Origin of the sequence: Deinococcus sedimenti (assembly GCF_014648135.1) — a bacterium.
Taxonomy (GTDB): Bacteria; Deinococcota; Deinococci; order Deinococcales; family Deinococcaceae; genus Deinococcus; species Deinococcus sedimenti.
On the sequence record NZ_BMQN01000005.1, the window covers coordinates 169677 to 183022 of the forward strand.

At 69.1% G+C, this 13346-nt stretch carries 13 protein-coding genes; 7 read left to right on the forward strand and 6 right to left on the reverse strand.

The window, feature by feature from the left end; translation table 11 throughout:
• Positions 1-56 precede the first annotated feature (56 nt).
• The 3 genes from IEY69_RS12700 to minD form a co-directional block, all read right to left on the reverse strand.
• Entirely contained in the window at positions 57-1124 is a 1068-nt protein-coding gene (locus IEY69_RS12700) for an FtsW/RodA/SpoVE family cell cycle protein (RefSeq protein WP_189073519.1), read from the reverse strand.
• 167 nt (positions 1125-1291) lie between these two features.
• Positions 1292-1543 (reverse strand): cell division topological specificity factor MinE, encoded by a 252-nt coding sequence (gene minE, locus IEY69_RS12705; protein WP_189073520.1) that lies wholly within the window; start codon positions 1541-1543, stop codon positions 1292-1294.
• 1 nt (position 1544) lies between these two features.
• Positions 1545-2345, reverse strand: coding sequence for a septum site-determining protein MinD (minD, locus tag IEY69_RS12710; RefSeq protein WP_189073521.1), 801 nt, complete (start codon positions 2343-2345; stop codon positions 1545-1547).
• 220 nt (positions 2346-2565) lie between these two features.
• Here minD and IEY69_RS12715 point away from each other — a divergent pair, with 220 nt between their 5' ends.
• The 5 genes from IEY69_RS12715 (at position 2566) to IEY69_RS12735 (ending at position 9289) form a co-directional block, all read left to right on the forward strand.
• On the forward strand, positions 2566-4413 hold the full coding sequence (locus IEY69_RS12715; RefSeq protein WP_189073522.1) for an alpha/beta fold hydrolase: 1848 nt from the start codon (positions 2566-2568) through the stop codon (positions 4411-4413).
• Between the two features lie 108 nt (positions 4414-4521).
• Positions 4522-6012: a 30S ribosomal protein S12 methylthiotransferase RimO gene (rimO, locus tag IEY69_RS12720; RefSeq protein WP_189073523.1), complete on the forward strand. Its 1491-nt coding sequence runs from the start codon at positions 4522-4524 to the stop codon at positions 6010-6012.
• Positions 6013-6105: 93 nt separating this feature from the next.
• The gene (locus tag IEY69_RS12725) at positions 6106-6615 is read left to right on the forward strand and encodes a hypothetical protein (protein WP_189073524.1); all 510 of its coding nucleotides are present in this window, start codon (positions 6106-6108) and stop codon (positions 6613-6615) included.
• A 120-nt stretch (positions 6616-6735) separates the two neighbouring features.
• The gene (locus IEY69_RS12730; RefSeq protein WP_189073525.1) at positions 6736-8061 is read left to right on the forward strand and encodes a cytochrome P450; all 1326 of its coding nucleotides are present in this window, start codon (positions 6736-6738) and stop codon (positions 8059-8061) included.
• 76 nt (positions 8062-8137) lie between these two features.
• Entirely contained in the window at positions 8138-9289 is a 1152-nt protein-coding gene (locus tag IEY69_RS12735) for a prepilin peptidase (protein ID WP_189073526.1), read from the forward strand.
• A 78-nt stretch (positions 9290-9367) separates the two neighbouring features.
• On the opposite strand, the gene IEY69_RS12740 is transcribed toward IEY69_RS12735, so the two are convergent.
• Positions 9368-9805 carry a superoxide dismutase gene (locus IEY69_RS12740; protein ID WP_189073527.1) on the reverse strand — a complete coding sequence of 146 codons (438 nt, stop codon included), beginning with the start codon at positions 9803-9805 and terminating at the stop codon, positions 9368-9370.
• Between the two features lie 171 nt (positions 9806-9976).
• On the opposite strand from IEY69_RS12740, the gene IEY69_RS12745 reads away from it, so the two are divergent.
• The gene (locus tag IEY69_RS12745; RefSeq protein ID WP_189073528.1) at positions 9977-11422 is read left to right on the forward strand and encodes an aldehyde dehydrogenase family protein; all 1446 of its coding nucleotides are present in this window, start codon (positions 9977-9979) and stop codon (positions 11420-11422) included.
• Complete coding sequence (gene mobA / locus IEY69_RS12750) at positions 11419-11979, forward strand: molybdenum cofactor guanylyltransferase (RefSeq protein ID WP_189073529.1); 561 nt, start codon at positions 11419-11421, stop codon at positions 11977-11979. Before IEY69_RS12745 ends, mobA begins: the two co-directional genes overlap by 4 nt.
• Positions 11980-12004: 25 nt before the next feature.
• Here the strand turns inward: mobA and IEY69_RS12755 are convergent, their stop codons facing one another.
• Together IEY69_RS12755 and IEY69_RS12760 are read right to left on the reverse strand one after the other, a co-directional pair.
• On the reverse strand, positions 12005-12496 hold the full coding sequence (locus IEY69_RS12755; RefSeq protein WP_189073530.1) for a DUF4385 domain-containing protein: 492 nt from the start codon (positions 12494-12496) through the stop codon (positions 12005-12007).
• Positions 12497-12723: 227 nt separating this feature from the next.
• Positions 12724-13329 (reverse strand): Dps family protein, encoded by a 606-nt coding sequence (locus tag IEY69_RS12760; protein ID WP_189073531.1) that lies wholly within the window; start codon positions 13327-13329, stop codon positions 12724-12726.
• Positions 13330-13346 lie beyond the last annotated feature (17 nt).

A 13346-nucleotide genomic window follows, 5' to 3' on the forward strand; every position in this document is an offset into this window, starting at 1 on the left:
CGCCAGCCTACCCGCCCCGGCGCGGCCGGACATCCGCCAGTCGGCCCGGGCGGCGCTCAGATCTGCCCGTCGAAACGGTCGCGGTACACGACGTACGCCACGCCCAGCGTCGTCAGGGTGGACACCAGACTGCTCAGGCCGTAACTGATCAGCGGCAGGGTGATCCCCGTCAGCGGCAGCACACTCAGGGCCGCGCCGATGTTCTCGATCACCTGAAACCCGATCTGCCCCAGGATGCCCGCGAACAGTACCTGATCCTGCAGTCTCGGCGACTGCGCCGCCATGCCCGCCAGCCCCCAGAACAGCGCCCCGTACAGCACCAGCACGCCCAGCGCCCCCACCAGCCCCTGCTCCTCCGCCCAGGTACTGAACGCGAAATCCGTGTGCGCCTCCGGCAGGAACCCGTTGTGCGACTGACTCCCCTGCTTGTACCCCTTGCCCTCCACGCCGCCCGACCCGACCGCGATGATGCTCTGAATCACCTGATACCCCGCCCCGCGCGGATCCTCGTACGGATTCACGAAGATCGTCAGGCGCTTCTGCTGGTACGGCTCCAGGTGAGGAAACAGCACCGTCGGCACCGCCACGCTGACCGCCAGCACCGCCAGCGCCGCGTGCCACCACGGCATCCGCGCCGCGAGCAGCATCACCGCGAACATCACGCTCAGGACCATCGCCCCACCGAAATCGTTCACGACCACCAGCGCCAGCGCCGGCAGGAACACCGCCAGCGCCCGCGCGTACGTCGGCAGCCCCCGGAAACCCCCGCGCAGCACCAGCGCCAGCATCAGGATCAGGGCCAGCTTCGTGATCTCCAGCGGCTGGAATTGCAACGGCCCCAGCATGATCCAGTTCTTCTGCCCGTTCACTTCCTTGCCGATCACGAACGTGCTCGCCTGCAGCAGCAGCGCCAGCCCGAACAGGTGCGGCGCGAACCGGTAGATGCGGTCCCGGCCCGCCCACCACAGCACCCCCAGCGGCACCAGCGCCAGCAGCACGCCCAGCATCTGCTTCACGAAGATGCCCTCTGACGCGCGCGGCGACAGGGCCGCCGTGCTGACGGTCATCAGGCCCGCCACCAGCAGCAGCACGATGATCACGGGAAAACGCAGGTCGTACTTCACTCACAACTCCGGGCGCGGCAGGTCACGCCCCCAGGGTAGAGCCCACCACCCAGAAAATCCTAAGAGGAACCGCCCGGCGACTCATCCGTCACGCCCGCCCCACCCCGAACCGCATCAGGAAGGGGCAGGCGTCGCCACAGCGGACCGCCTGCCCCGGTCAGTCGGTCTCAGCGCGCCCGGCCACCCGCCGGCGGCTCATCCAGCGGGATGTTCGCCATCAGCACCACCATGTCGCCGCGCTGCTCGATCTCCACGCTGCTGTTCCCCGCCGGGAAGTACCGCTTCACGACCTCCAGCAGATCGTTGCGCAGCGCGTCCACCTTCCCGGGCGGAATCTGCGCCCGGTCATACGCCAGCACCAGCTCCAGGCGGTCCTTGAGCGTCTCCTTGCTGCGGCCCCGCTTCATCCACGAGAACATCTCAGGCCCCCCCGAATAGGCGGCGCAGCGCCGCCAGGAAACCCCGGTCCTCCTCGAACTTCGGATACGGGATGTCCTCACCCTTCAGGCGCCGCGCCGTCGCCATGAACGCCTCGCCCGCCTTCGTCTTCCCGAGCACCGCCGGCTCCCCGACGTTCGTACTCACGATGATCCCCTCGTCCTCCGGGATGATCCCGATCGGCTTCACGCCCAGGATGTCCAGGATGTCCGCCTCCGACAGCATGTTCCCGCTCGCGACCATCTTCGGCCGCAGGCGGTTGATGACCAGCCGGATCTCGTTGACCTGCTGCGCCTCCAGCAGCCCGATGATGCGGTCCGCGTCGCGCACGCTCGACACCTCGGGGTTCACCACGACCAGCGCCCCCTCGGCCGGCGCCGCCGCCGTCCTGAAGCCCGACTCGATGCCCGCCGGGGAGTCGATCAGGATGCGGTTGAAGCCCTCGTTCTCCACCAGGTCCCGCACCACCGTCTTGAACACCTCGGGATCCAGGGCGTCCTTGTCGCGCGTCTGAGAAGCGGGCAGCAGGAACAGGTTCTCCACGCGCTTGTCGCGGATCAGCGCCTGACTCATGCGGCACTTGCCCTCCAGCACGTCCACCAGGTCGAACACCACCCGGGATTCGAGGCCCATCACCACGTCGAGGTTGCGCAGACCCACGTCCACGTCGATCACGGCGACCTTCTCGCCGAGCTTCGCGAGGGCCGCTCCAATATTTGCGGTGGTCGTGGTTTTGCCCACGCCCCCCTTCCCGGACGTGACGACAATCACCTTGGCATTCATGTCCCGGCAGTGTAGCGCGCCTGCGTGAGGGAACGTCGACGATCCTGAGCGGCCTCCGTCCGGGCGCCGGGCGGTGAACCACACCGACAGCTGGAAGTCAAGTCAGTTCGGGACGCACCCGAACGGGGGGCGCTGCTACGCTCCACAGGGGTCAAGACATGAGCGTGTCATTCGCGTTCCATGAACCCCCAGCCCTGACGGCTGCTCCGGAGGCACCACCATGAAGAAAACGGCTCTTGCCCTGCTGACCCTGACGACCACCCTCGTCGCCTGCAAACCCCCTCAGGCCCCGGACCCTCTGGCCCCCTTCACCGGCCAGAAACTGAACTGGACGACCTGCGACCCCACCGTGCTGGGAAGTGACGACACGAAGCTGTTCGCCACTCTGGGCAACCGCCTGAGCTGCGCCGACCTCAGCGTCCCGCTGGACTGGTCGAAGCCCACCGCCGGAAAGGCCAGCGTGTCCCTGATCCGCTACGCGGCCGAGGACAGCAAGAAGCGTCAGGGCTCAATCTTCTTCAACCCCGGCGGCCCCGGCGGGGACGGCCTGGCCTTCGCTCCTCTGTTCGGCTTCTACTGGTCAAACAGCGTCATCGACACGCCTGCGGCTGAGAACCTGAAAACCATGACTCAGCAGTTCGACCTGATCGGCTTCTCCCCGCGCGGCGTGGGCGCCAGCACCCGCCTGAACTGCGGGACTAACGAACTGGGCGCCCCCATCCGCCCCCCCGCCACGGACCGCAGCGAGGCGAACGTCCAGGCGATGATCCGCGAAGGGAAACTGGTCGCCCTGGCCTGCCAGAAAAACCCCATCACGCCCTTCGTGAACACCGACGCCACCGCCCGTGACCTGAACCTCGCGCGGCAGCTCATGGGCGACCAGAAACTGAACTACATCGGGTACTCGTACGGCACGTGGCTGGGCTCCTGGTACGCCAAGCTGTTCCCCGAGCACACCGGACGCATGCTGCTTGACGGCAACACGTCCTTCAACGCGCCCTTCGAGGAAACCTTCGGCTACCAGCCCATGGCCTTCGAACGGGACTTCCGCGACGCGGTCGCCCCGTACCTGGCGAGGCAGAACGCGTACTTCGGGCTGGGCGCCACCGGGGCCGACGTGTACGCTGCGCAGAACGCACTGGAAGCGAACCTGCGCTTCATCACCAGCCGCTACATCGCGCAGTTCATGTACGGCCGCGACAACCTGCCCCTGATCGGCGTCGTCCTGAAGCCCGCCACCGTGCTCAGTGGTCTGATCAAGGCCAACCCCACCGCCACGCCCGACCAGCTGGCCGCCCTGGCCCTGAAGCAGACGTACTTCCCTGACGCCGAGACCAACGACCTGGCCAAGCAGGCGGCTCTGACGTTCCTCCGAGTCCGTGAGACCGTGCGCAACCCCGTGCCGACCCCCGTCGAACTGGACGCTTCCTCCTCCGTGTTCACCGCCGTCACCTGTAACGACACCGCCTGGACCACCGACCTGAGCGCCGCCCGCGCCCGCGACGAGCAGGACGCCAAGGCGTACCCGCTTCTGGGCGGATCCTCGGTCGCCAACGCCTGCTACCAGTGGAAGGGTGGTCCCAGCGTCAAGCAGCCCGCCATTCCCGCGAACATGCCGCCCGTCCTGATGCTCCAGAACGAACTGGATCCTGCCACCGCGCAGGAAGGCGCGCTGAAGGCCCTGAACAGCACGCCCAGCGCGAAGATGATCTTCATCGACGACGAGCCGCAGCACGCCGCGTTCCCGTACGGCACCGCCTGCGTGGATACGCCCATCACCGAGTACTTCCTGACCGGCAAGATGCCTGCGGACAAGTTGAGCACCTGCGCGGCCCTGCCGCTGCCCGGCGAGAAGACCGTGGTGCCCGTCAAGACCCTGAACGTGCAGAGCGGCGCGCTGTGCTTCGCGCAGCCCAACCTGAGCAGCCTCTCGCTGCGCGAGCAGCGTCTGAGCTACGCCCAGCTGGAGATGCGCCGCATCATCGACCGCACTACCCAGGGCCTGCTGGCGGGCCGCACGCTCCGCCCGGATCTGAACGGTCAGCTGACCGTCCGCGACTGCCAGTAACCACTCACCTGTAATCCAGTTCCATCCCCCTGCAGCCCGTCACGGTAGAGTGGCGGGCTGAAATGCCGTGCCCCCGCCTAAGCGGGTGTGGCGTGGCGAGGAGTGAGCATGACGGAAGCAGTGAAGCCCGCCACGGCGGGCGCGAGGAAGGTGGGGTTCATCAGCCTGGGGTGCCCGAAGGCGCTGGTGGACAGCGAGCGGATCCTGACGCAGCTGCGCGTCGAGGGGTACGAGGTCGCGCCCAGTTACGAGGACGCCGACGCCGTGATCGTGAACACGTGTGGGTTCATCACGCCTGCCGTGGAGGAATCCCTGAACGCGATCGGCGAGGCGCTGGACGCGACGGGGAAGGTCATCGTGACCGGCTGCCTGGGTGAACGCCCGGAGAAGATCATGGAGCGCCATCCGAAGGTCGCGGCCATCACCGGCAGCGAGGCGGTGGATGACGTGATGGGGCACGTGCGGACCCTGCTGCCCATCGAGACGGACGCGTTCACGGGTCTGCTGCCGGTCGCGGCGCCCGGCATGCGCGCCGGGGCGGAACAGCCCGCCCGGGAGGACACCCGGCATGGGGACGTGTTCGCGCCCAGCGTGAAGCTCACGCCGCGTCACTACGCGTACGTGAAGATCGCCGAGGGCTGCAACCACACCTGCTCGTTCTGCATCATCCCGAAACTGCGCGGCCTGCAGGTGTCGCGGGATGCGGGCGCGGTGCTGTACGAGTCGTTCCGGTTGATCGCGGGCGGCACGAAGGAACTCATGATCATCAGCCAGGACACCAGCGCGTACGGCGTGGACGTCCGCTACCGCGAGTCCGAATTCCAGGGTGAGCAGGTCCGCGCGCACCTGACGGACCTCGCCGTGAAGCTCGGGGAGATGGGCGCGTGGGTGCGCATGCACTACGTGTACCCGTACCCGCACGTCGAGAAGATCGTGGAACTCATGGCGCAGGGCAAGATCCTCCCGTACCTGGACGTGCCGCTGCAGCACGCCAGCCCGAAGGTGCTGCGCGCCATGCGCCGCCCCGGCGCGGGCAAGCAGCTGGACACCATCCGCCGCTGGCGCGAGATCTGCCCGGAACTCGTGATCCGCTCGACGTTCATCGTGGGCTTCCCCGGCGAGACGGAAGCGGACTTCCAGGAGCTGCTGACGTTCCTGGAGGACGCCCGCCTGGACCGCGTGGGCGCCTTCGCGTACAGCGACGTCGAGGAGGCGGACGCGAACGCGCTGCCCGGCGCGGTGCCACAGGAGGTCAAGGAGGAGCGCCTCGCGCGCTTCATGGAGGTCGCGCAGCGCATCAGCGCCGAGAAGCTCGCGGAGAAGGTCGGCACCGTCATGGACGTGATCATCGACGAGTTCAACGACGACGAGGACGACCAGCCCGGCACGAAGCTGATCGGCCGCACGAAGGGCGACGCGCCCGGCATCGACGGGCAGGTGTACGTGTACGCCGCCGACTTCGCCGGAGCCGTGAAGATCGGGGACATCGTCCGAGTGCGCATCGAGGACAGCGACGAGTACGACCTGTACGGCGAGGTCGTCGAGACGCCCGCGTGGCGCCCCAACGTGCCGCAGCTGGGGCACTTCGGCAAGCACTGAAACCAATAACCAGGGGGGGTGGGCTGCCCGGGTGGCCTGCCCCTTCACCGTTTCCGGGCGGCAGCTCACGCGGGGATGGGGGAGACTGCGGGGGTGATCCGACTGCATTTCAATCGACCCGGCAACCGCACGGGGCGGCAGCCGAGTACGTGGCTGCTGGACGTCCCGATCTTCACGGTCTGCCCGAACTGCGCCTTCACGCCGCATGAGGCGCTGCGGTACGTGGGGAGCCGTTACGGGTACGTGGGCGGGTTCACGTGCACCCAGTGCCGCGCGAAGGTGTCGATCACGGACGGCGACTGCCGCCCCCCGGTGCGCTTCACGGCCGACACGCCGGGCCACCCGCAGGTGTCGTTCGTGTACGAGGACGTGTACCGCCTGACCTGGGCGGACCTGGAACGCGCCGGGGCGCTGACCCGCACGCCCCTGATCCCGCCCGGCGAGAAGGGCTACGTGGACTTCGATGCCGCGCTGCGCGCCCTGGAGGTCGAGATCGCCCGCTTGGACCTCCCGCACGAGTCGGCCCCGCTGCCTGAGGGCGTGACGTGGGTACCCCTCCCGCTGCGGGCGTGGCTGGACGCGCTGCACACCCTGGGGGCGTGACGCTAGGGGTCTGACTGAGCCGGATTCATGCGAGGACTCGCCTGGCCTGCGCAGGGTGTACCGTGGATGGGTCAGCCCACATCTGTTCACGCTCCGCACCTGAGTTCAGGAGGCTTTCTCATGACCACGGCCGCGTCCTCTCCTTCTCCTTCCGTCACTCCGGTCGCGCCGGGCCTGCCCCTGATCGGGAGTCTGCTGCCCATGATGCGGGACAGCGAGGCTTTCCTGACGACCCAGGCGGCGCGGCTGGGGCCGTGTTTCCGGGTGCGGGTGCTGAATCAGTCCATGGTGGTGCTGGCCGGTCCGGCCGCCGCGCAGGTCATGACCGACAACACGGGCGAGGTGGATGCGTGGCGCGTCTGGGAGGGCATCATCCGTGAGTTCGGCGGGCGGCAGGTCCTGACCATGCTGGAGGGTCCGGATCACCTCGCCTACCGCGCGGCGGCCCGGGCAGGATTCGCGAAGGGGCGCGTGCTGGAGGGCCTGCCGCAGGTGGTCGCCCTGACCCGTGAGGCGCTGGACCGCACGGCGCCGGGCGAGGTGCTGCGGGTCGTGCCGTTCGCGCAGCGGCTCGTGGCGGACTGCATCGGCACGCTGACGCTGGGCCGCACGCCGGGCGCGCACCTGACGGACTTCATCACGTACTGGCACACGCAACTGGCGGTGCACCTGATCGGCTCGGCGCGTCCCGCGGCGCTGCGCCGGGCGGATTACCTGCGCGCGAAGGCCAGCGCCCGCGCGTTCGCTCAGGAGGTGCTGCATCAGGACAGCGGTGAGCAGCCCTCCAGTTACGTGCGTGACCTGCGCCGCCTGCGGGACGCCCGCCCGGACCTGATGAACGACGAGGAACTGCTGTTCATGATGCTGATTCCCTACGTGGCCGGGCTGGACACGGTCGTGAACGTCCTGTCCCTGACGCTGTACGAACTGTACCGGCGGCCCGAGGTGCTGGCGCGGGTGCAGGCCGAGGCGCGGCCCGTCGTGGAGGCCGGACTGCCCGCCGAGCGCCTGCGGGACCTGAAGGTCCTGCACGCCGCCGTGCTGGAGGTCATGCGGCTGTACCCCATCGCGAACATCCTGCCGCGGTACGCCACGCGGGACTTCACCGTGCAGGGGCACGCGGTGCGGCAGGGCGAGCGGCTCCTGATGGCGCTGGCCACCTCGCAGCGTGACCCGGCGCTGTTCAGGAACCCGGAGCAGTTCGACGTGGACCGCTTCCTGCCGCCCCGCAGCGAGCACCGGCAGAAGGGCGCGTTCCAGCCGTACGGGGCGGGCGCGCACACCTGCCTGGGGGCGGGCATGGCCGAGGCGCTCCTGTCGTCGGTGCTGGCGGTGACCGTCACGCACGGCCAGTTCGAGCTGTTTCCACAGACCTTCCGCATGAAACCCTTCCACTCCGCGAACCTGTCCCCGGACGGCCGCCTGAGCCTGCGCCGCACGTCGTAGGCCGCCCGGGCTGGGAAACCCCAGAGGTCCGGGGCGGCGCGAGACACCCGTGAGGTTTGTTCCTTAGACTGCCGGGGTGACCCCTGACGTCCTATTCGTGATTCTCGCCGGGATTCTCGGTCTGCTGGTGGGTTCGTTCTCGAACGTGCTCATCTGGCGCCTGCCGCGCGGGGAGAGTATCGCGTTCCCGCCCAGCCACTGCCCGAACTGCGACCACCGCCTGGGCGTGCTGGACCTCGTACCCGTGCTGTCCTGGCTGAGCCTGGGCGGGAAGTGCCGCTACTGCAAGGCTCCCATCAAGGCGCGGTACCCGGTCGTGGAACTGCTGACCGGGATCGGGTACGCGGCCATCGCGGCGCTGTTCCCGCCGCTGGTCGTGGGGTGGGGCGCGCTGGGCCTGATGGTGCTGTTCACGCTGCTGCTGGTGGGCAGCGCCATCGACCTGGACACGTACACCATTCCCGATGAGCTGACCCTGCCCGGCGTGGCGCTGGGCGTCCTGTTCGGCTTCCTGAATGGGCGTGCGGGCGTGGAGGGCCTGCCGGACCTCTCGGGCGCGGTGCAGGGGGCACTGCTGGGCGCCGGGGTGGTCGTGGCGATCAACCAGTTCGGGTCGTGGGTGATGCGCCGCTTCCGCGAGCGGTCCTGGCCGGAATTCCCCATCGGGTACCAGCAGATCAGCCTCGCGCTGCTCGCGGGCGCGTGGCTGGGCCCGTGGTGGGGTGCCGGTGTGGGCCTGCTGTCCGCGCTGGTGAACGTCGCGGCGCGCCGCGTGATCCGCATCCCGGAACTGCTCACGCTGGGCGGGCTGCTGGTCAGCGTGACGCTCGGCAGCGCCGGGTACGGCCCCGGCATGATCCTGATGGTGCAGGGCGCACTGGCGGCCGCCGGGGTGGTGTCGCTGATGTGCGGCGTGTACTGGTGGATCCACTGGCGCCGCCACCGCGAGGACGACGGCGCCAGCGACGACGCGAACGTGGACGCCAGCGCCATGGGCTTCGGCGACGTGAAACTCGCCGCCGTGATCGGCGCGTTCCTCGGCTGGGAGCGGCTGCTGCTGGCGCTGGTCGTCGCGGTGTTCGCCGGGGCGATCTTCGGGGTGGTGCAGCTCGCCGCGCGCCGCGAGAACCGCGTGAAGTTCGGGCCGTTCCTCGCGCTGGGCGCAGTGGTGGCCCTGCTGTGGGGCGGCACGCTGATCAGCAGTTACCGCGAGATGCTGGGCCTGTAGTGGACCGGGTGACGGTTGAAAGTTGAAAGAGGGGGGCCAGAGGATTCACACCTCTGGCCCCCTTCCTGTGGAGGTTGGTTACATCTTGACGGTGGTGCAGCTCACGCCCGCGTCGGCGGGGGTGCCCGCGGCGTCGCTGGCGGTGTGGATGTTGAAGTACGTGGCGTTCATGACGTCACCGGCGGCGGCGCTGCCGGAGAGCATCAGCATGCCCATGGCGTCACTGCGACCGACGATCTTGCTGCTCATGATGGGCGCGCCGCCGCTGCTGCACGGGTCGGTGCTGGCGGTGCCCTGATTGTGGTAGTGCGCGACGTAGTAGGTGTTCGGGGCGAGGCCGCTGACCATGGCACTGGTCATGACGGTCATGCCGTCACGCTTGACGGTGACGTTGCCGCTGGAGTTCAGCGCGCCGCCCGCGGGCTGCTTGGCGAGGGTGTAGGTCATGGGGGCGTACATCATGGCGCAGGAACCGAGGGCGAGGGACATCGCGGACACGAGCAGGGTCTTTTTCATGTGGAACCTCCGTTGCACTGGTTTGAACGGGGCAGTGTGTGCCCACGCGCGCCCGCCAGAGTGTCAGTCTGCCCGCTTTGTGACGGGTCACTGAAGGCCCGCTGAAGCTCAGGTGCAGACTTATACTGGGTTCAACCGCCCCGTGACGCCCTTCCCACCCGAGGTCCAACCATGACGCAGACCCAGCCGCTCCCCACCGATCTTCAGGCGCTGTTCGACCGTCAACGCGCGCACCGCTGGACGGTCGCGCAGAGCACCCCGGCGCAGCGGCAGGCGATCCTGCGCCGCCTGCACGACGCGGTCAGGGCCCACCGCGTCCACCTCGCCGACGCGCTGAGCACCGACCTCGGCAAGAGCCGCGCCGAGGCCGAGATCACCGAACTGCACCCCGTCCTGGAGGAAATCCAGCACGCCATCCGCCGCCTGCCCCGCTGGATGGCGCCCCGCCGCGTCGACACCCCGGCCGTGCTGGCGGGCGCCCGCAGCGAGATCCACCCGCAGGCGCGCGGCGTCACGCTGATCCTCAGCCCCTGGAACTACCCCGTGAACCTCGCCCTGGCGCCCATCGTGGCGAGCCTCGCGGCGGGGAACACCGTGATCCTCAAACCCAGCGAGAAGGCCCCCAACGTGGCCCGCGCGCTGCGGCAACTGCTGGAAGCCACCTTCGACCCCGCGCTGGTCGCCGTCGTGGAAGGCGACGCGGACACCGCCCGGCAGCTGACCGAACTGCCCTTCGACCACATCTTCTTCACGGGCAGCACCGCCGTCGGGAAACACGTCATGCGCGCCGCGAGCGCCAACCTGACCAGCGTCACGCTGGAACTGGGCGGCAAGAGCCCCGCCCTGATCGACCGCAGCGCCGACCTGAACCTGACCGCCGAACGGCTCGCGTGGGGCAAACTGCTGAACGCCGGGCAGACCTGCGTCGCCCCCGACTACGTGCTGGTCCCCGAGGCGCAGCGGGACGCGCTGATCCTGCGCCTGGACGAGGTCATCGCCCGCCGCTACGGGGACCGCGCGTGGCTGCGCGCCGGACCCGACTACGGCCGCATGGTGGACGCCGCCAGCGTCGAGCGGCTGCACCACCTGACCCGCCAGAGCGTGCAGATGGGCGCCCGCATCGCGCTGGGCGGCGAATTCAGCCCCGCCGAGCGGTTCATCGCGCCGACCGTCGTGACCGACGTCACCCCCGACATGCCCCTCATGCAGGAGGAACTGTTCGGCCCGGTCCTCCCGGTCCTCACGTACCGCTCGCTGGACGACGCCCTGAACCTCATCCGCCGCCTGGACGCCCCCCTGGCCCTGTACCTGTTCAGCGGCGACGACGCCGTCACCCGCCGCGTCCAGCGCGAGACGACCAGCGGCGGCATGGTCGTGAACGGCACCATCGTGCACCTCAGCAACCCACACCTGCCCTTCGGCGGCGTCGGCCCCAGCGGCATGGGCAGCTACCACGGCCAGCACGGCTTCCGCACCTTCAGTCACGAACGCGCCGTCCTGACCGAACCCACCCGGAGCCCCGTGCGGTTCACGTACCCGCCCTACGGCCGCCCCGGCCCGCGCCTGGTCGCGTGGGCCCTGCGCCTGCTCGAACGGCAGAGCGGCCCACGCGAATGACCCCCGGGCTCTGGGCGGACGTGACCGGCGTCGTCACCGCCGGGGGCCGCTCCAGCCGCTTCGGCAGCGACAAGGCCCTCGTCACGTGGCAGGGCCACACGCTCCTCGAACGCGCCTGCGCCCCCCTGGACCGCGCCCCCACCCGCCTGCTCATCGCCCCCCAGGGCCGCTACCACGTGCCCGGCTGGACCGTCACGCCCGACACCCGCCCCGGCGAAGGACCCCTGGCCGCCCTGGAAGCCGCGCTGAACGCCGCCCCGGACGGCTGGGTGGCCTTCACCGGCGTGGACCTGCCCAGCCTGACCCCCGCCTACTGGGACGCGCTGCTGGCCGCCCGCGAACCCGGCGCGCTGAGCGTGCAGACCCGCGACGGCCTGAACCGCCCCCAGCCCCTCGCGGCCCTGTACCACACCGACCTGCGCGCCCACGTCACCGAACTGCTCGACCTCGGCGAACGGCGCCTCAGACTCGCCGCGCCCGCCCCGCGGGTCCGGCACGTGCCCGGCATCGACCCCACCCTGCTGCGCAACGTGAACACCCCCGCCGATCTGCCCTGAACGGGCGGCACGGTCACGGCAGGCGCTACCCGAAGCGGGCTTTGTGCTCCCGCTTCAGCCGCGCGTACTCCACGTTCGCCTCCGCCTCATCCCACTTCGCCTTGAAGATTCGCGCGGACTCGGCCTTCACCGGATCCTCCGGATCACGCGGGCGCTCCGCGCGGCCATGCGCGCCACTCTGGCCCTTCTTGTCGTCCGGAACCGGCCCCTCGTACTTCTTTCCGCCCCGGTGGTTCGCGTAGCGCCGCGCGCGCGTGAACCCCATCTGCAGGAACTTGCGGGCCATGTCCGCCCCCACGATGTCCCCCGCCTCCAGGTACGCCAGGAACATCCCATAGATGTGCTCGCTGCTCTCGCGGGCCACCTCCGGCGTCGCGAACCGCCAGTGCGGCAGGATCTCCGACTTGTACGGCTGCACCAGCAACACGCCCTGCTCCCCCACCCCCACCCGGTACAACTCCGGATGCGCGCGCAGGTCCAGTTCCGCGTACTTCAGGGAGTAATCGAACTTCGGCACCTTTCCTCCTGATGCGGGATGAAAAAGGGCCACCGGGGCGGCCCGGCGGCCTCGCGCCTCTCTCGCTTCGCTCGGCCCAGACGGGCAGGCGTCACAGCGGTTTCCAGTTCCATTGAGGGGCCAAAAGCACGCCCCTCAACTCCACCTCCAACCGCTGTCCTGCGCAGTTGCTCGCTCCGCTCAATTCAGAGGTAATGAGGGTGTCTCAATACCTCTGAATTCTGATGTCAGTTCATCCGGTCGTCGTCCATGATCGCCTGGAGCATCCAGCGGATCTTGTCGATGGTCGCCGCGTACCCGTTGTACAGGTCGGCGGTCGCCGGGTCGTTCGCGTCGTCCACCGTCTGGCTGTCGTCGCGGTAGCCCTTGCCGACGCGGGTCAGGTCCGCGACCAGATCCGCCACCTGCGTGCGCGCGTCGCGCACCGTCTCGGTGGGGACCTTCACGACGCTGAACCGCTCGATGTCGCTCGGCGCGGCGATGGGGCTGCCGCCCAGCGCCACCAGACGCTCGGCCTGCTCGTCGATGGCGGGGAAGAACATGTCGATGAACTCGTCGTACGCGAGGTGCAGGTCACGGAAGAACCGCCCGCGGATGTCCCAGTGGTACTTCTTGAACTTCAGGTACAGGCTGATCGTCGTGGCGAGGTTCCGCTGCAGCGTCTCCGCGACCGTCCCGAACTCGGCTTCCGAGAGGTACGCGTGATCCACCAGCGCGTTGTTCGTGGTGTTCAGGTGCGCGGCGTCCGCCTTCGCCTGCCCGCTGGCCTTCCCGGCCGCCTTCTTCGCCGGGGCTGGGGCTTTCTTGGGGGCGGCCTTACTCTTCTTCGTCATGCGGCCAAGCTACTCCC

Coding starts and splice junctions, on each gene's coding strand:
- IEY69_RS12715 (WP_189073522.1), top strand. CDS start 2,566: ATGAAGAAAACGGCTCTTGCCCTGCTGACCCTGACGACCACCCTCGTC.
- mobA (WP_189073529.1), top strand. CDS start 11,419: ATGACCCCCGGGCTCTGGGCGGACGTGACCGGCGTCGTCACCGCCGGG.
- minD (WP_189073521.1), bottom strand. CDS start 2,345: ATGAATGCCAAGGTGATTGTCGTCACGTCCGGGAAGGGGGGCGTGGGC.
- IEY69_RS12760 (WP_189073531.1), bottom strand. CDS start 13,329: ATGACGAAGAAGAGTAAGGCCGCCCCCAAGAAAGCCCCAGCCCCGGCG.
- IEY69_RS12730 (WP_189073525.1), top strand. CDS start 6,736: ATGACCACGGCCGCGTCCTCTCCTTCTCCTTCCGTCACTCCGGTCGCG.
- IEY69_RS12740 (WP_189073527.1), bottom strand. CDS start 9,805: ATGAAAAAGACCCTGCTCGTGTCCGCGATGTCCCTCGCCCTCGGTTCC.
- IEY69_RS12745 (WP_189073528.1), top strand. CDS start 9,977: ATGACGCAGACCCAGCCGCTCCCCACCGATCTTCAGGCGCTGTTCGAC.
- rimO (WP_189073523.1), top strand. CDS start 4,522: ATGACGGAAGCAGTGAAGCCCGCCACGGCGGGCGCGAGGAAGGTGGGG.
- minE (WP_189073520.1), bottom strand. CDS start 1,543: ATGTTCTCGTGGATGAAGCGGGGCCGCAGCAAGGAGACGCTCAAGGAC.